This is a genomic window from Cyclobacteriaceae bacterium (genome assembly GCA_030584025.1).
Taxonomy (GTDB): domain Bacteria; phylum Bacteroidota; class Bacteroidia; order Cytophagales; family Cyclobacteriaceae; genus UBA2336.
In genome coordinates, this window is record CP129487.1 from 918,841 (window position 1) to 935,642 (window position 16,802).

At 45.9% G+C, this 16,802-nt stretch carries 13 protein-coding genes; 6 read left to right on the plus strand and 7 right to left on the minus strand.

The annotated features are described in order from the left end of the window. Positions 1-16 precede the first annotated feature (16 nt). Genes QY309_04415 through QY309_04425 form a run of 3 tightly spaced genes read right to left on the minus strand, consistent with a single transcriptional unit; the run spans position 17 to position 3,487 of the window. Positions 17-1,357, minus strand: a complete 1,341-nt coding sequence (locus QY309_04415; protein ID WKZ60724.1) for a TlpA disulfide reductase family protein — start codon at positions 1,355-1,357, stop codon at positions 17-19. A gap of 12 nt (positions 1,358-1,369) precedes the next feature. Continuing rightward, positions 1,370-2,473, minus strand: a complete 1,104-nt coding sequence (locus QY309_04420) for an ATP-dependent 6-phosphofructokinase (protein WKZ60725.1) — start codon at positions 2,471-2,473, stop codon at positions 1,370-1,372. Between the two features lie 54 nt (positions 2,474-2,527). Beyond that, positions 2,528-3,487 carry an L-threonylcarbamoyladenylate synthase gene (locus QY309_04425; protein ID WKZ60726.1) on the minus strand — a complete coding sequence of 320 codons (960 nt, stop codon included), beginning with the start codon at positions 3,485-3,487 and terminating at the stop codon, positions 2,528-2,530. Between the two features lie 57 nt (positions 3,488-3,544). Here QY309_04425 and QY309_04430 point away from each other — a divergent pair, with 57 nt between their 5' ends. Both QY309_04430 and QY309_04435 read left to right on the plus strand, forming a co-directional pair. Further along, on the plus strand, positions 3,545-4,447 hold the full coding sequence (locus QY309_04430) for a serine hydrolase (GenBank protein ID WKZ60727.1): 903 nt from the start codon (positions 3,545-3,547) through the stop codon (positions 4,445-4,447). Positions 4,448-4,729: 282 nt separating this feature from the next. Further along, the gene (locus tag QY309_04435) at positions 4,730-4,891 is read left to right on the plus strand and encodes a hypothetical protein (protein ID WKZ60728.1); all 162 of its coding nucleotides are present in this window, start codon (positions 4,730-4,732) and stop codon (positions 4,889-4,891) included. On the opposite strand, the gene QY309_04440 is transcribed toward QY309_04435, so the two are convergent. The 4 genes from QY309_04440 to QY309_04455 all read right to left on the minus strand — a co-directional run bounded on the left by QY309_04440 (position 4,868) and on the right by QY309_04455 (position 12,892). Then, positions 4,868-5,434, minus strand: a complete 567-nt coding sequence (locus QY309_04440) for an NUDIX hydrolase (GenBank protein WKZ60729.1) — start codon at positions 5,432-5,434, stop codon at positions 4,868-4,870. The genes QY309_04435 and QY309_04440 overlap by 24 nt on opposite strands. Further along, positions 5,431-5,784 carry a hypothetical protein gene (locus QY309_04445; GenBank protein WKZ60730.1) on the minus strand — a complete coding sequence of 118 codons (354 nt, stop codon included), beginning with the start codon at positions 5,782-5,784 and terminating at the stop codon, positions 5,431-5,433. The genes QY309_04440 and QY309_04445 overlap by 4 nt, the downstream gene beginning before the upstream one ends. A gap of 55 nt (positions 5,785-5,839) precedes the next feature. Beyond that, on the minus strand, positions 5,840-7,456 hold the full coding sequence (locus QY309_04450; protein WKZ60731.1) for a beta-N-acetylhexosaminidase: 1,617 nt from the start codon (positions 7,454-7,456) through the stop codon (positions 5,840-5,842). 210 nt (positions 7,457-7,666) lie between these two features. Then, positions 7,667-12,892 carry a PKD domain-containing protein gene (locus QY309_04455; protein WKZ60732.1) on the minus strand — a complete coding sequence of 1,742 codons (5,226 nt, stop codon included), beginning with the start codon at positions 12,890-12,892 and terminating at the stop codon, positions 7,667-7,669. 183 nt (positions 12,893-13,075) lie between these two features. Here QY309_04455 and QY309_04460 point away from each other — a divergent pair, with 183 nt between their 5' ends. The 4 genes from QY309_04460 to QY309_04475 all read left to right on the plus strand — a co-directional run bounded on the left by QY309_04460 (position 13,076) and on the right by QY309_04475 (position 16,802). Continuing rightward, positions 13,076-14,146, plus strand: coding sequence for a type IX secretion system membrane protein PorP/SprF (locus QY309_04460; GenBank protein WKZ60733.1), 1,071 nt, complete (start codon positions 13,076-13,078; stop codon positions 14,144-14,146). A gap of 29 nt (positions 14,147-14,175) precedes the next feature. Beyond that, positions 14,176-14,715, plus strand: a complete 540-nt coding sequence (locus tag QY309_04465) for a toxin-antitoxin system YwqK family antitoxin (protein WKZ60734.1) — start codon at positions 14,176-14,178, stop codon at positions 14,713-14,715. 66 nt (positions 14,716-14,781) lie between these two features. Continuing rightward, a complete protein-coding gene (locus QY309_04470) occupies positions 14,782-15,399 on the plus strand; it encodes a trimeric intracellular cation channel family protein (protein WKZ60735.1) in 618 nt (205 codons plus the stop codon). Between the two features lie 635 nt (positions 15,400-16,034). Beyond that, entirely contained in the window at positions 16,035-16,802 is a 768-nt protein-coding gene (locus QY309_04475; GenBank protein ID WKZ60736.1) for a GNAT family N-acetyltransferase, read from the plus strand.

The following is a 16,802-nucleotide window of genomic DNA, read 5'->3' on the forward strand; positions in this document are numbered from 1 at the left end:
TATAATTTTAGATTCTTTAATTAAGTAATGCAGTAAGCATCTTGATATAGCCTTCTGATGTATCGGGTTTTCTTGCTTTATCATCGACTATGGTTCCATTTTTATCAATGATGAAGTATCGGGGAAATGAATTGATCTCGAACTTTTTATTAATTGGATTTCGGTTGATGGGCCAGTTGTCTTTGGCGAAAAGATGATAACCGCCCAGGTTTTCGCGTTCAATAATTTTCGACCAGGTCGGTTTGGTGGAGGCTTTATCCGTACAGATGTACAGGAATACCACAGGTTCAGTTTTCAGGCTGTCATGTAACAGGTTGGAGTGGGTAAAATTGGCAATGCAAGGCCCACACCAGGTGGTCCAAAAATCAACCAGAATGACCTTACCGCGGTGTTCCTGAATAAAGTTTTCAAACACCTCCATCGTGTTTTCACCTTCCAGTATGATTTGCTCCCTTTTTTCGGCCTTTCTGGCTTTTTCCCTTAGTGCTGCGCTCTGATTTTTTAGTTGATCAATGAGTTCAATTAATAATGCATTTTTAACAAGAGATCTATAGTAGTTCTTCAATTCCATTGGCAGACCAGAGAGAGCATACTTGGTAAAACATATCTCTGCTGAAAGGCTATCAACGTAGGAATAGATATTCTCTACAAAAACATCTTTTTTAAATGGACTAAGTTTGCCGGAGTTATTCAAGGCTGCACTAAAAGCTATGACTGAACTTAGGTAGTCAGGTAAAGTTAAATTTGATGAATGAAATGTGTGGTCTCCTTTTTTAATAAACCTATTTGACTCTCTGGCTATCTTCTTGTAATTGGAATCATCAATGGAATAAAAGTTACGCAAATTGAGGTGAAGATATTTGTAATACAGTCGATCTTCTTCAAATTGAAAATACTCTTTTGAAACAAGAATCTTCTTCATCAGGTTATGAAAAGATTCCTGAGCCTGTGTATAGGCTGAATCCAGGTTCATCGTTTCAGGAATGTCTTTTGTGTTTTGAATTAACCACGGATGTAGTGTGTTTAGTTGTTCGAACACTACAATATCATCGGTGTTGGTCTCCAGCAACTCCAACTTTCCAGTGCTTCGGATAACAAATTGAAGTGAGTCGGTTTGCTTTATGAATATGGGATGAGCCTTGCCCTCCAATGAAACATAGAACAGTGCAGGGAGTGGTTCGCTGATGTGAAGCGTTGCTGTTTTCTCCGTCCATACAGCTGGAATTTCTTTTTTTGTATAGACCAACGAAACGTAAAATTGAACAGGCTTATCCGTTTCCAGTTGGAATGTGACAACTGATTTGCCTTTGCAAATAAAGGATAATAACAGTAACCCGAGTGTTATACCTTTGAGCATAGTCGGTTATGGTTAATCCCCAAAACTAATTCCCAATCCTTTGGCTGCTTTTACCAAAAAGGAGTCTTTGTTTACAATGTTGTATTCACGTGTCGCTTCTTCCAATGAAACGTAGGTGATGTTGTTGTTTTTGTACGATACCATTTTGCCGTACTCGCCATGAATAACCAACTCCATGGCCTTAACGCCAAACAAGGAGGCCAGCACACGATCAAATGCAGTGGGTGTGCCGCCCCGTTGGATATGACCTAAAACCGTTTCGCGTATTTCGGCTGTACAGCCCGCATCTTTTAATTGTTTTGAGAGCTGAAAGGCAACGCCACCCAGGCGTACATGTTCCGATCCTTTTTCGCCTTTACGCGACACAATGGTTCCGTCTTTGGGTTTGGCGCCTTCGGCCAGCACAATGTTTACAAAGCCTTTTCCGAGTTTGTAGCGCGTATCAATCCGCTTTACCAGTTTTTCAATGTCGTAGGGTATTTCAGGTATTAAGCATATCTCCGCGCCACCGGCTATGGCGGTGTGCAGGGCAATCCATCCGGCATCGCGGCCCATCACTTCCATAATCATTACCCTATGATGGCTTTCTGCTGTGGTTACCAACTTATCAAAACTATCGGTGGCTATTTGCACGGCTGTTTGAAAGCCAAACGTCATGTCGGTTGCCGATAAATCATTGTCGATGGTTTTCGGAACCCCTACAATGTTCAATCCTTTTTCAAAAAGTACCCGCGAAATTTTTTGTGAGCCATCGCCACCAATGTTGATCACGGCATCAAAGCCAAGTTTGTGGATCTTCTCGATGAGTTCAGACGAGCGATCAGTTTCCTTTACCGAACCATCTTTTTGAATGAACGGAAATTTAAGCGGGTTCGATTTGTTGGTGGTCTTTAAAATGGTTCCACCCTTTACGTGAATGCCTGCCGTTTTTCGTGTATTCAGTCGAACAATCTGCTGGGGTTCATTCAGCACGCCATTAAAGGCTTCAATGCTGCCGTACACTTCCCAGGTTTTTTCTTTTCGCGCGCGTTTAACAATTCCACGAATCACGGCATTTAAACCGGGGCAATCGCCACCACCGGTGAGGACCAGTACTTTCTTTTTCTTTTCGAGCATGTGTAAACGTTTGCGAGCCTGAAAATCGGATAAAGGTGTAAAGTACGCGGACAATCATGAATTGTCAACAGCAGCAGCACGTTTTAACCGGTCGTTAATGGCGCGACCAAGGCCTTCTTCGGGCAGTAGTTCGGCCAGGATGATGTCTATCGGCATCTTATCAAAATCGCGAAGCGACTGAAACAGGTTGCGGGCGGCTTCTTCCATGTTTCCACTGCGTGAAAGAATGCGCTGATAGGGTGAATTGAAATCACGTGAAAAACTCAGGATGCCTGAGTCGTGAGCGGGGTATTCTTGCAGCAATTCTTCCAGCTTGCCAAGCTTGAGCGGTTTGCCGGGGGCATAATGACTTTTTAACTGGCCGGGTGCAAGCGGGTTTGAAGTGGAGAGTGTGTGCACTTTCAATTTTCCGGTAACGGCCTCAAGGCGCTCCAGACTTAAACCACCGAGGCGTAGCACTACCGGTTCCTCACCTTCAAAACCCACAATGGTCGATTCAATACCAATCGAGCAAACACCTCCATCTAAAATATAGCCAATCTTATCACCTAACTGTTCGTTCACGTGTTCGGGCGTAGTCGGACTTACATAACCAAACGGATTGGCGCTGGGAGCTGCCAATGGAAAGGGAAGGTTCGTCAGTAATTTTCGGGTAAGTGGATGATCGGGGCTGCGAAAGCCAACGGTTTTCAATCCGGAGGTAACAAGGGCCGGAATGGTGTCATCTTTTTTTTCAAGCACCAGCGTGAGCGGTCCGGGCCAGAATAACTGGGCCAGTCGTTCAGCTTTTTTTGGAATTTCGGTTACGTAATTTTTGGCGAATGATAAGGCAGGAATATGAACAATAAGCGGATCAAATTGCGGACGGTTTTTCGCAACGAAAATTTTTGCTACGGCTTCTACATTCAATGCGTTGCCGGCAAGTCCGTACACGGTTTCGGTGGGGATGGCCACCAATTCGCCCTGCGTTAACAGGGTTACTGCCTTTTCAATGTCTGTACCGATTTCGGCCATAGGGTGTAAAACTAAAATTTATTTGCCATTTTGATGAGCGTTTAAACCCATCGGGAAATGAAAATTTATGTATCTGCCTTATTGATTGCTATCGGCACACTGGCTTGTTCTACAAAAACGGAAACCCTGGAAAGTAAAATCCAAAAACGTGTGGAGGGATTTCGCGGTGATGTTGGGATTTTTGTGAAGAATTTAAAGACAGGCGAAGAGGTTGCCATCCATGCCGATTCTCTGTTTCCTACGGCCAGTATGATCAAGGTGCCGATTACCATTGGCATCTTCGATAAAATTGAAAAGGGCGAATTAAAATATGATTCAGTTTTAACCTATCGCGATTCGCTGCTCTATGCCGGTGAGGATATTTTGGGCTCGTTTAAGGATGGAGAAAAAATTTCGCTGAGCAAGGTGTTGATGCTGATGATTACCACCAGCGACAATACGGCCAGCTTATGGTGCCAGTATATAGCTGGAACAGGAACGGCCATCAATGCCTTATTGGATAACTATGGTTTTGCCCACACGCGTGTGAATTCCAGAACGGAAGGGCGCCAGGAAAACTGGAAGCAATACGGTTGGGGACAAACTACGCCACGTGAAATGGCTGAGTTACTCATGCGCATCCATGAGGGGAATATCATTTCCAAACGAGCCAGCGAACGCATTTATCGAAACCTGACGCGTATTTATTGGGATGGCGAAGCGTTGTCGCAAATTCCTCCCTATGTGCAGGTGGCGTCCAAGCAAGGTGCTGTAAACAAATCGCGTTCGGAAGTGGTGCTGGTGAATGCTCCGCATGGTGATTATGTGTTTTGTGTTGTCACCAAAAATCAGGAAGATGAAAGCTGGACATCCGACAATGAGGGTTATGTGTTACTGCGTGAAATTTCTGCGTTGTTGTGGAAGCACTACGAACCTGATGCTGATTGGAAACCTGCTGAGGGTATCAGTGAATGGTATTAGTTCTGCTTTGAGATTTCATGTAGTTAGATTCACGCAAAACCCGCAAAGCCAAATGCACGCAAAGCCCACCAAGACGAAAGCAGGTCTACTTTTTGCGAGCTTTGCGTAATTTCTTTGCGACTTCTTTGCGTGAAAAAGTAATTAAAATCGGAGACTCAGATTTTATCAAATTGGTTAGATTGCGCAGTGTTCTTTTGACTTTGTGGCAAACTATAATTTTGGGCAAGCTTTAGAAATTTCGATTCTAAAATCTTAGCTTAGCCAAACTTTAAATCTGAAGATATGAGCAACAAAACCCGAAACATCATTAAAGGCATTGCTGTATTGTTGGTGTTGCTGGCCGTTATGATGCAGATGCAGTGGGTATTGATTCCGGCCCTTGCGGTTTACAAATTCTGGATGGTAGTGATTGCCTTTGCCTTAGTGCTGATTACTTCGCGCTAACAACTTTGTTTTGTGTACCATGCGACTGATAGAAGTATTGTAATCCGTCAGCGCTTCCACTTCGTGTAACGAAATCCATTTCAGCTCGTGTGATTCATCTGAACATTGTAAGGATTGATGTGCGGGTGCAACAAAAATAAACCGGATGTCATAATGAAGGTGTTCTGGAAAACCTTTGTGTTCCGGAATCGGATGAATGTCCAGATCGAAGATACCGGGCTTCACTAATCTCAGGTTTGTAATGCCGGTTTCTTCTTCCGCTTCGCGTAGCGCTACTCTAAAAATATTCTCATCGCCATCGGCATGGCCACCCGGCTGAAGCCATTTGTTCAGTTTGCCGTGGTGGAGTAAGACAACCCGTTTATATGCGTCATCAATAATCCACGAAGAGCCTGTGATGTGTCCGGGCAAATGATCACGATGATAGCATCGTTCAGCCTGAAGCAATTGCAGTAAATCTTCCTGAAAGGCTATTTCTTCTTTAAATGGTGAGGAATAGACGTGAAGCGCTTGTTGCAGTTGCCCGCGACTGGTCAGGCTCATTGAATAACAATAGTCACTTTATTGATGCGCTTTTCCTCCAGTTTTCCGGTTTGTTCACCACCTCCAAAATTATTCAGATCGTCTTTTTCGGCCAACACATAGTAGGAGATGGCTTTCAGTTCCTTGAATTTAACAATGCCTTTTGCGTCCGTAACTCCTTCAGCAGCCACGTTGGTTTCGTTTTTATAATCGTCTTCTGTTTCGAAAAGCTTTACAGTGGCACCCTCAACCGTGTTGCCCAGTTCATTGCGGATGGTAATGTGCATCTGGGTTTTAATGATTTGTTCCAATACGGTTGAGAAAGATGGGAATACAATGATGAGTCCGAGTATTAACAGAAGTTTTTTCATGAGTCTTTAAATTAAATGATGTACGAAAATACAAAACACCGGCACGCGTGTCCAGTTATTTCAGTTCTTCGGGTTTTGGTTTACGGTAATTGACATTTTTGCGGTCGAGTAGCATGAATTGATGGGGTAACCGTTGCACAAAATTGTTCCAGTCGCGGTTTTCTTTGGGCGACCAGACAACCTCAGCTAACGCCAGTGCACGCGGATACGCCATATATTCTGCATGTTCCGGAGTTTGGATGTACTCCGTCCATAAATTGGCCTGAGCACCTAAAATGTAACTCATCTCCTCCTGGCTTAGTGACGTGGGAGCCGGATCATATTCGTAAACCTTTTTGAGCGGTGTATTTCCGCCAAACGCTACGGGTTCATCTTTGGGTTCGCCCTGATAGTGATCAAAGTAAAGGGCAAAGCCCGGTGACATCACCACGTTATGTCCGGATTGTGCGGCAGCAATCCCGCCCTCTTCGCCACGCCAACTCATAACGGCTGCGTTGGGTGCGAGGCCGCCTTCTAAAATTTCATCCCAGCCAATTAATTTTTTGCCTTTGCTGTTCAGGTACTTTTCCATGCGCGTGATGAAGTAGCTTTGCAATTCGTGTTCATCATGCAGCCCTTCGTCTTTTATGCGCTTCTGGCAGTGTTCACATTTTTCCCACCGGGTCTTCGGACATTCATCTCCGCCCACGTGAATGTATTCGCCCGGGAATAACGTAATGACTTCATCCAACACATCTTCCAGAAACTTAAACGTACTTTCTTTTCCGACACAGAATACATCATCAAAAACACCCCATAATGTGGCAGCTTCATACGGTCCGCCTGTACAACCGAGGTGCGGATAGGCCGAGAGCGCAGCCAGGGCATGCCCGGGCATTTCTATTTCAGGCACGATGGTAACGAAACGTTTGGCAGCATAGTCCACCACTTCCTTGATTTCCTCCTGTGTGTAGTAACCACCATAACGCTGTCCATCAAACTGGTGCGGTTGATCGCTGTAATGCCCAACCAGTGTTTCTTTCCGGTAAGCAGCCGTGGTGGCCAGCTTCGGGTATTTCTTTATTTCAATCCGCCAGCCCTGATCCTCGGTGAGGTGCCAGTGAAACGTATTGAACTTGTATTGCGCCATCAGGTCGATGTAGCGTTTAACAAAATCGACAGGAAAGAAATGGCGGCACACATCCAGGTGCAGGCCGCGCCAGGCGAAGCGGGGAAAATCAGTAATGGTTGCGGTTGGAATCTTCCAACGGTTTTGTTCTTGCTGAATTAGCTGCATCAGGGATTGTACTCCGTAGAATAACCCGGAGGCAGTGGTGGAAAAAATATCAACACCGTTTTCGTTTACCACCATGTGGTAATATCCTTCCGGTAACATTTCTTTCGAAACAAAACTACGCAGCACAATGGTAGCGGTAGAATCTTGCGTAAGCTTAGCCGGAACACCTTGTGTTGAAAAGAAGCTGAGTAAGAATTCAGCTACATCCTGTTCTGCGGTTGATCCGGCAGCAATCGTCACGGTATCGGGCAAGGTAAAAAATCCACCCGCTTGGTTAACGGTAACCGGTATGGGAACAATGTTTACGGATGTTGATTGTATAACTTCTTCCTGTTGGTTGGATTTGCAGCAACACAACAGGAATATGGAGAGGGCAAAAATTGAAAATCGGATCATAGGTAAAGGATTTAAGGCAAGTTAAGCAGTTGAGGGTTAGGATAAAAAAGTGCGACCCTGTAGCAGGGTAAACGCATCTAAAGGGGTTTAGCTTTCTCTGCGGATGCTCTGCGTAAGCTCTCTGCGAACTCCGCGGTTTAGAGTTTTACCGCAGAGAGAATACAAGAGAACCCGCTGAGGGCCACAGAGATTTTTAGGGACCTCGATCCTTCAACGCATCAACACCACGCCACCCCGCTGTTCCTGAATTTCTTCTTCGTAGATGCTGCGGTATTTCACTACATACGTATAGGTGCCAGCCGGAAGTAATTGGGAGAAGTTGTTGTTGTACCCACCGTTCCACTTAAACAGGCGGTCGCTCGATTGATACACCATTTCACCCCAGCGGTTGAAGATGAAGACTTCAAATCCGGTATCATCAATGAAGAAGGTGAGCACACCGAATTCACGGTTTAAGTCAATCGGGCTGCCCGGGCGGAAAGCTGTAGGGGCTACAATGCGGGGCTTACATTGTTCAATCACATCGATGATATCGGTGCTTACACATCCGAATGAGTTGGTCAGGTCAACTCCGTACACGCCAGGTTCAATAACCAACAAGGTTTGCGTGGTAATGCCCAATGGTACGCCTCCCTGCGACCAATCGTAGCTGATAAAACCAGCACCCGGATCAAGCAGTATTTCGCGTGTATTCGGATCGGGGTTAGCCGGATTGTTACAAATGAGTGCGCGTTGCGGTAATGCACCGGGTGTAGTTGGGAATAGGTCAACCAGGTTCTCAACAAAGCGTGTACATCCTGGCAATGTACCCGTTACACGATACAAGCCACCGGTGGTGCGGTTAAGTGTAGCATTTGTCGCACCAGTAATGTTATTGCCATCTACCGACCATTGGAAATTGGTTCCAGGCTGGTTGGTTGTGGCGGTTAACGTGAAGGGTGATCCTGTACACGGTGTGGTGGTGGTCATGGTCAATTGAAGATTAGCAACAATTACTTCCTTAGGCGGTGAATCGAAGCTACAACCCGATATTGCATTTTGCACTGTTACAAAATACGTGGATCCATTGTCCGCAATATTAGCCAATATGGTTTGTCCACCCGGTATCGGTGCATTATCGCGTGTCCAGATGTAGGTGTAGCTGCCGGGAGCAGATGTGGTAGCGGTTAACGTTACCTGATCTTCACAGGCATCGGATTGGGTGAAGTCAACAGTAAGGTTGTTGTTCACGTTCACAACAACATCCTGTGTTACCGGGCAGGTGCCTGCGCCACCAGTAACGGTAACGGTATAGGTTTGTGGTCCTTGAGGGGGTGTTGCTGTTATGGAGGCAATATTTGTGGCGCTGGTAATGTTCGGGCCAGTCCAGGAATACGTGCTTCCACCAGTCACCGTTACGGTAACAGGATCGGTACATCCATTTGATGCTACCGTAAAAGCCACGGGAGGATTGGGATTTATGGTGATATCTTCTGTTGCAATACAACTACCATCAGAAACTTCAATAGTATAGTTGCCCGGTGCGGCAACAGGAAGTGTAGTAAAGTTTGCAGCACCTAATGAGGTAGATGGAACTACTTCAGTACCGGTTCCTGAGTCTGTAATTCTATAAGTGGCTGAAGCTATGGTTACAATGCCGGTTGTTTGCACATCGATCGCCACCGGATCACAGGTTGGTGTTTGCGCAACCGCGCTGATAATGTCAATTACATTGTCACTTATTCCAACGGTGGTGATGGTAGCACAACCGGAAACCTGATCGGCAACGGTAATACCATACGTACCCGCACCCAATGCGGTAAGTCCAGCATTTACCACTGCACCGGTTGGCTGATCGATTCCCTGAAGTGTAGTGGATGGACCGGTAACGAAATAGCTAAATAAACTTCCTACCGGACTATTAATGGTTAAGGCAATTTGTCCGGTATTCGTACCACATGCTGCCGTGTTGGAGGGAACAGCGGTGAATGCAGGTGATTCATTGAACGTAAAGGTTACGGTATCCTGAACGTTACAGGTTGTAATCGGATCGGTTACTGAAACGATGTATTCAAAGATACCAGGCACACTGCTGTCAACTGATTGTGTTTGTGCGGTTCCGGCAGGAGCACCATTGATTGTCCACACATATACAGCACCGGGGTTGCTGGCATCCAACGGAAATAGCGGAACATTCTGACACAAGGTTTGATCCGGTCCGAGTTCAACCGGTGGCCGGTTATCGGCCACGATAATGGATCCTGCCGAAGTACATCCACTGACTGTATTGGTGATGGTTACACTTACAAGGCTTTGTTGTGATACGGTAATCTCACGGGTTGTTTCACCGGTCGACCAAAAGAAAGTAAGATCTGCCAGATTGGGAGTTGTTGCGGGTAAAGCTTCCAGCAACAAATCACCATTACAAATTACCGGTTGCGGTACGCCAGCAGGTAAGAATGTGGGATTTGGTGGAGGTGGGAAGATGGTGATGGTTTGTACAAATGTGGTATCTAAGCCGCATCGGTTAAAGATTCTTAACGTTACTGTGTAATCACCAGCAGCCGCATACGTATGTTCAACCTGAGATGAATCAGAAGTAAAGCCATCACCAAAAGACCATTGAAATTCATCGATTGGATCTGTGCCAAATCCAGTAAACAGGGTTGGTTCACCTAGGCAAAATCCTGCGATGTCCATTCCTGGTGGTTGAATCGGGTTGCCTACGTTTTGAATGAAGTTCGGTAAACCCAACTGGCTTTGGCCGGAGGTTAATGCAAAACCAGTCACGTTGAAGTTCGACACCTGTAGCGTATCCGGGTTAACCAAAATTAACCCTAACGCATTTCGATTATTCACGGCTACATACAACTGTCCGTCCGGGCCAATCTGTATGGCACCAAGTTCTTCTCCAATGTCGGCCAAGGGAGGCGAAATCAATTGCGGGTTTCCTTCAAAGTCGATATAAAACTCGCGGATAGCGGATGGTGTACCGCGCAGCGTGGCGAAAATTTTATTTCCAAAAAATTCCACGCCATACACCTGTCCATTGGCGGTGTTTAAATCGGCAATCCGGAAATTAGTTACTACACCGGTAGAATCCACAAAGTCAAATATTTCTAACCGGTTTGAAACTCCAGGCTCCGACAAGGCAACAGCCAACAAATTTTGTCCGCCCAGTTTCATGTAGCCTTGTCCGGCTTCGGGTGTATTGAACGTATGATCCGAACCGATGCTCGAAATAACCGGACTTAAAATACCGGCTTGCGTAATGCGGTAGGCACGGAAGGAATTGTTTCCATATTCATGCGCGATAAGCCAGTTGGCGTTACCGGTGATGCGTTCTGTGCTTCGGGTGAACAGCAGTTGATTGAATTCAATAATACCGCCATTGCCATTATCTTCTTTCAGGTCGAATAGCGTGTAGCGCAATTCATACGTTCCTGAACCGTGAACTTCCTGCGTGGTGAAAATATAGAAGAGTGTTTCATCTCCGGGAACGGGAATAATCAAGGCCGATTGAGTTGAACCTGTTTCGCCACCAATACCGGGTGGTATCACAATTGGTGTTCCGTCAACGGTTTGTGTAATTTCCACATCATTTTTATTGTAAACGCGAACTCCGTCTGTAGAGAGTATAACCTGTCCGTTACGATCACTGATTACCGATACACCTTCGGGACTATTCAGCGGCCCTGAAATGGATACGGGTGGTTGTTCATTAAAATCGATACCTGCGTTTTGCCCGAAGTACCAGATGTTTGCACGCTGGTCTTGCAATCCATACTCACGGATGTTTACACCGGCATATGCTTCACAACCGGTAGCATCAGTTACTACTACATAATAATAACCGGCAGAATCAGGCGTGAGAATTGGACCGGTATCGCCATTTGACCACTCGAAAGATATTGGTGACCCGCCTTGAACCTGAACTTCTACGGAAAAATCATCACTCGTGTCATTCGGGCAAGGTGGTGTGCCGTTGTTTACGGGTAGCTCGCACTCACAAGCCGTTGTGTCTTGTACCAACTGCAATTGAAGATCGAACTGGGTGATGTTTATGGGATTTGTTGCTGTAGCCGTTTCGCCATTTAAGAAAGCAGTTACAGTGACATTGAATGCGCCACCGTTTTGATACGCATACACGGGACTCCATGCATTTGAACTTTGTCCGTCACCAAAATCCCAAACCAAACTATCGGCATCAGGTGTAACAGTTGGAAAAAAGGAAATGGGTGAATTGGAACATGTGCCTGCGGTAACAAATGAAACTGTTAAGTTCAGATCGAATGCAGGGGAGAAGGAAGGAAATTGTGTTCCGTTAATGTTCGGGTTTGAGGTAAACGCAGTGGGTTCGTATTGCACCAAAGTACCAACGCTATCGGCATCGGTTAATCTTCCCAGTAAAAATGGTCCGCCACCCGTTGCCTGATAGATGTGATAAATAGCAGTGTCTGGCGCGATCTGGATGCCGTAACTGCCATTCACGGATACGGGTAACACAGGTGTCAATGTGGTGATCGGGTTTGTGGTGTCAAATTGCAGCACTTGCGCATCGGCACCGGAATCGTTTCTTCTGGAGATGTATAAAAATCTTCCGGAAGGACTCCACTCCGTATCGTAAATGGCACCGACCAGGTTGCTGGCAGAGTTGAGCACAAATTGATCGAATGAAAGTAAACCGGTAACTGGATCAAAATCAAGAATAGCAATGTTGCGATCAACAGTAAGCGGAGAGACAGCAATTTTTCCAATGCCTTCGTGATAGGCAAAGTTGGAGGCTGAAATATTAAATCCCCCGGTCAGGTTGCCGAAATTTGTGGTGGCAAAAACACCTGCGGGTTGTACATGGGTTACGGAGTAATTATCCGTTCCGTTTTCGTGTGTGATCAGCCAGTAGTCGGTTCCATTACCATGCGGTACAACCAGCATGGCTTCGGAGCGATTGGTCAATCCGGCAATCGCCTGGTTTTTAGTAGTCACTTCTCCTGTAAAGGGTGCACCAAATGCCGAATTTCCAGGCAACGTCATGTCGACAATGCTGAATACAATCGAACCACCTGCAACACCATTGGCACTGTTGGTGAACACATAATATTGATTGGGTGCACCCGGTACCGGGCAGATGGCTACGGGTTGGTTTCCGTTTGTGTTTCCTAGTAAACCTGTGCCGTTGGGCATGGGCGTGGCTACGCCAGAAATATCGTACACGCGCGAACCATCTGTATAAAACATCAGGTCGGCATTGATGGGATTTGTGGCTACCGCACTTCCGCCTGTTCCGAACGGAAGCTTTTGATTGGTTACCAATGAAGCTGAATTATCGGAGCGGCTGAACCGGATGGCCGCATTGCTGTTTCCAAAATACCAGTTATACCGTGTAAAATCCTGCGCTGAAACATTGGCTGCCAATCCACACAAAACAATCACCCACCACCGCATTTTCTGAATCATGTTAAACGTTTTAAAACTTCAGATACCTCAACTTGGTTTAAACCCTGTAATCGGGCAACATAAAAACGCCCAACCATCACGAAAGTATACAATTTGACCAAAAATATCGTTAAGAATCAGAAAACACAGGCTTTTACCCGCCCGAGGTTTTTTAAATACTACGAATCGCTTTAATTTGCTCCGATGCTGTTGCGTAAACCGACCCGTTATTCTGTTTTTTTGATTCTCCTTGGCGGAGTGTTTATACTTTTTTCACCGCGGGAAGTAACTGCGCAGGATCCGCAGTTCTCGCAGTTCTACGCAGCGCCCCTTTACTTAAATCCAGCGCTTACCGGGGGTACCGGGCAGGCACGTGCCGGCATTAACTACCGCAACCAGTGGCCGGCCATTGATGCCAACTTCACTACTATGTCGGCTTACTTTGATTATTTCATTGAAGATGCCAGGAGTGGAGTAGGTATAATCCTGAATAGGGATATTGAAGGTCTTGCCGGATTACGTTCCTTGAATGTCGGGTTACAGTATTCCTATGAACTTCAGTTTTCTGAAAACCTCGGGTTTCGCCCGGGCGCACAGATTGCGTTATACAATCGTGATATCAATTTTAACCGGTTAACGTTTGGTGATCAGTTTGATCCGCAGACCGGTGAGATTATTAATCCGACAACAGCCGAACAATTCCGTACCAACTTCAGCAAAACATTTGTTGATCTTTCACTTGGTGGTGTGCTGTTCACCAAATCGGCATGGCTGGGTGTGGCGGCCTTTCACCTCAATCAACCAAATCAATCCATCATTGATGAAAACAGTCCGCTGCCGATCAAGCTTTCGGTACATGGCGGTTTCAAATATTATATGAAGCCCGGAGTGAAGGGCAGTGGCGTGTATGCCCAGGAAGCCGAACGCAGCATCGCACCGGTTTTTCAATACCGCCATCAGGGCGAGTTTGATCAGCTTGACCTCGGGTTGTATTACACGGCCGAACCGCTTGTACTCGGCTTGTGGTACCGTGGTGTGCCATTCAAGCAAGTCAATGGGTTTGTAAATAATGAGTCGATTGTTTTGTTGCTGGGCTTCACGAACATTGGCGCCAAGCAGGCATTGAACATTGGCTACAGTTACGACTATACCATTTCCAAACTGGGTGCAGGCAGTGGCGGTGCGCACGAGTTTAGTATGGTTTATACATGGCCGATGCGCGATCCGCGCAAACCACCCCGCGACAAACTGGTGATTCCGTGTCCGGATTTTTGAGGTTTGTTTAACATTAGTAAAAGTCTATCATGACATGTGTAAAGAAAACTGCTAATCTCTTGGTGGTTTTATTTATTGTTATAATTACTTGTAAATGCACCTTTCATGGCAACAAAGATGGTTTAGTAAGAGAGTACCATAAAAACGGTAAGATTTTTCCAGAAATTTATTACGAGAATGGGAAGAAGAACGGTGTTTTTTTTGTTTGGTATGATAATGGGCAGTTGCATGATTCCGCCTTTTTTAAAAATGATAGTCTAGTTGGGCCTTCAGTATCATATTATAAAAATGGGAACAAGAATAAATTGAGTTATCGCAATGAAAATCATAAGCTTGAAGGAGATTATTTTTTCTGGTACGAAGATGGAGTACTCGGGAGTATAAGGCATTATAAGAATGGAAAAATACATGGCGAAGACAAAATGTATTATAGAACTGGTCAACTGAATAGACTAAAAAATTATAATAACGGACAACTTAACGGTGTGAGTGTTTTCTTTAAGGAAAATGGTGACACTTTAAAGATAGAGTTATACCAAGATGGTGTATTACTTAATTCTAAAGAATAAGCTTATCGGTTGAGATTCAATTTGCTCTTATTTTTGCTACTCTAACTTTGAAGAAATTTAATCCTTGTGGTCTTTCAATACCCGCTTGAACTTATCGGTACATTTTTCTTCGCCATCTCCGGTGCGCTGGCGATGCAAGACAAGGAGCACGACTGGTTTGCCGCGGCCTTCACGGGATTCTTAACGGCCATCGGTGGCGGTACCATCCGCGACATGATGTTGGGAAGCTATCCGTTGGTTTGGATTGGCGACATCAACTTTCTATACGCGGTGCTGATCGGTGTGGTAACAGCCATTCTCTTCTTCCGCGTGTTCATCAAACTACGCAGAACGTTCATGCTGTTCGATACACTTGGTATTTCGTTCTTCACCATCCTCGGTGTAGAGAAGGCTATCGGTCTGGGCGTGCAGCCGGAGATAGCCGCTATCATGGGCATGTTCACAGCGGTAATGGGTGGCGTTATCCGCGACACGCTCACCAACGAACTGCCGGTGATCTTCCGAAAGGAAATTTATGCCACTGCGTGTCTGGCTGGTGCCATCGTCTACCTTCTTATAGACATCCACACACCACTGGAGCGCAACTACAACCTCTCCATTTCAATTCTGGTGATCATCTGCATCCGGTTGGTGGCGCTGAAGTTTAAGTTGGCGTTACCGGGCTTCAGGAAAATTGAAAAGTAACTGACCTTATATTAAGAGGCCGCCAAGACTCTAAGGCACAAAGTTTTTAACGCACCTAAGGTTTCGTCTCACTCATTACAGTCTTGCTCAACGCAAAACTGAATTGCCCTCTCCTGCGGAGAGGGCAGCACGACTTGTATGATCGCAGTTGTCTAGATGGGTGAGGCTACAACACCAGAGGAGCGCTGCGCCAGAAGCGAGTAGCAGAAGTTGCTAACTCCCGTTAGGCAGAATTTTTTATTTCCTGAAAAAAAGTTGACCATTTCTAAATAATTATCGTATACCTTTGCAATACGTTTAAACAAATTAACTGCATGACTTTTATCTAACGTTTTACTTAACCGTAACGAAAGAAATTGAAAACACCATTCACCACTACAAAAGCAGCTACGGCAGCTTTTCAAACCCCCAGAACAATTCTGTTCTCTACACCAGCCTGTATGGTGACCAGGCGATGCCGACCTACGCGCTTTGTGCGTATCTGATACCGTAAGCCCGATTTTATTGGCGAACCACATCTTGTGTAGCACAGGATGTGCCTTGACGTGATTCACGTCCACTCATTCTAAAATTTTATTAACACTGCCCTGATGCCCCACAGGTGTATACGGGCGTAATCCATATCGTAACGATCAATGGAACATAACAACATCATCGTCCGGCTGGCCACAGCAGACGACAAACACTACGCACCCACCATCACACAGGAGATGGAAGAATCCGCGAAAGCGCGCGGAACCGGCATTGCCAAACGCTCACCCGAATACATCGAGATGAAGATGGAGGAGGGTAAGGCAGTAATAGCCGTTACCTCCGATGGAACCTGGGTGGGCTTTTGCTACATCGAAGCATGGCAACACGAGAAGTACGTGGCCAACTCCGGCCTCATTGTGTCGCCCGCGTTTCGCAAGAGTGGTGTGGCTACCGACATCAAAAAGAAAATATTCGAACTGTCGCGGAAGAAATATCCCGAAGCCAAAATATTCGGACTCACCACGGGGCTGGCAGTGATGAAGATCAACTCCGATCTGGGCTATGAGCCGGTAACCTATTCCGAGCTAACCACCGATGAAGAATTCTGGAAAGGTTGCCGCAGCTGCGTGAACTTTGAAATATTGATGAGCAAAAACCGCACGAACTGCATGTGCACGGCTATGCTGTTCGATCCGGCAGAAGCCGCTGCAAAAATTCAGGCGGCACAGCCTGTGAAGTCGCAAACCGTGGTTACTGCCGATGGAAAACTGAAGCGGAAGCGCAGGCGCAGGTTTAAAGGCAACTTTAAGCTGTTTGAGCGTTGGGTGAAGTTCAAGCAGTACGTGCTGTTGCGTTCGCGCAACAAGAATAATGGCTCTGGTACAGGTGAGCCGAAGAAGAATTCTATTTTAAGTTTTTTCTTTTGGTAA

What these genes read in the sequence shown, in the direction of transcription:
- QY309_04435 (WKZ60728.1), top strand. Translation starts at nt 4,730, where the DNA reads ATGAGCAACAAAACCCGAAACATCATTAAAGGCATTGCTGTATTGTTG.
- QY309_04420 (WKZ60725.1), bottom strand. Translation starts at nt 2,473, where the DNA reads ATGCTCGAAAAGAAAAAGAAAGTACTGGTCCTCACCGGTGGTGGCGAT.
- QY309_04440 (WKZ60729.1), bottom strand. Translation starts at nt 5,434, where the DNA reads ATGAGCCTGACCAGTCGCGGGCAACTGCAACAAGCGCTTCACGTCTAT.
- QY309_04475 (WKZ60736.1), top strand. Translation starts at nt 16,035, where the DNA reads ATGGAACATAACAACATCATCGTCCGGCTGGCCACAGCAGACGACAAA.
- QY309_04430 (WKZ60727.1), top strand. Translation starts at nt 3,545, where the DNA reads ATGAAAATTTATGTATCTGCCTTATTGATTGCTATCGGCACACTGGCT.
- QY309_04425 (WKZ60726.1), bottom strand. Translation starts at nt 3,487, where the DNA reads ATGGCCGAAATCGGTACAGACATTGAAAAGGCAGTAACCCTGTTAACG.
- QY309_04445 (WKZ60730.1), bottom strand. Translation starts at nt 5,784, where the DNA reads ATGAAAAAACTTCTGTTAATACTCGGACTCATCATTGTATTCCCATCT.
- QY309_04455 (WKZ60732.1), bottom strand. Translation starts at nt 12,892, where the DNA reads ATGATTCAGAAAATGCGGTGGTGGGTGATTGTTTTGTGTGGATTGGCA.
- QY309_04460 (WKZ60733.1), top strand. Translation starts at nt 13,076, where the DNA reads ATGCTGTTGCGTAAACCGACCCGTTATTCTGTTTTTTTGATTCTCCTT.
- QY309_04415 (WKZ60724.1), bottom strand. Translation starts at nt 1,357, where the DNA reads ATGCTCAAAGGTATAACACTCGGGTTACTGTTATTATCCTTTATTTGC.
- QY309_04450 (WKZ60731.1), bottom strand. Translation starts at nt 7,456, where the DNA reads ATGATCCGATTTTCAATTTTTGCCCTCTCCATATTCCTGTTGTGTTGC.
- QY309_04465 (WKZ60734.1), top strand. Translation starts at nt 14,176, where the DNA reads ATGACATGTGTAAAGAAAACTGCTAATCTCTTGGTGGTTTTATTTATT.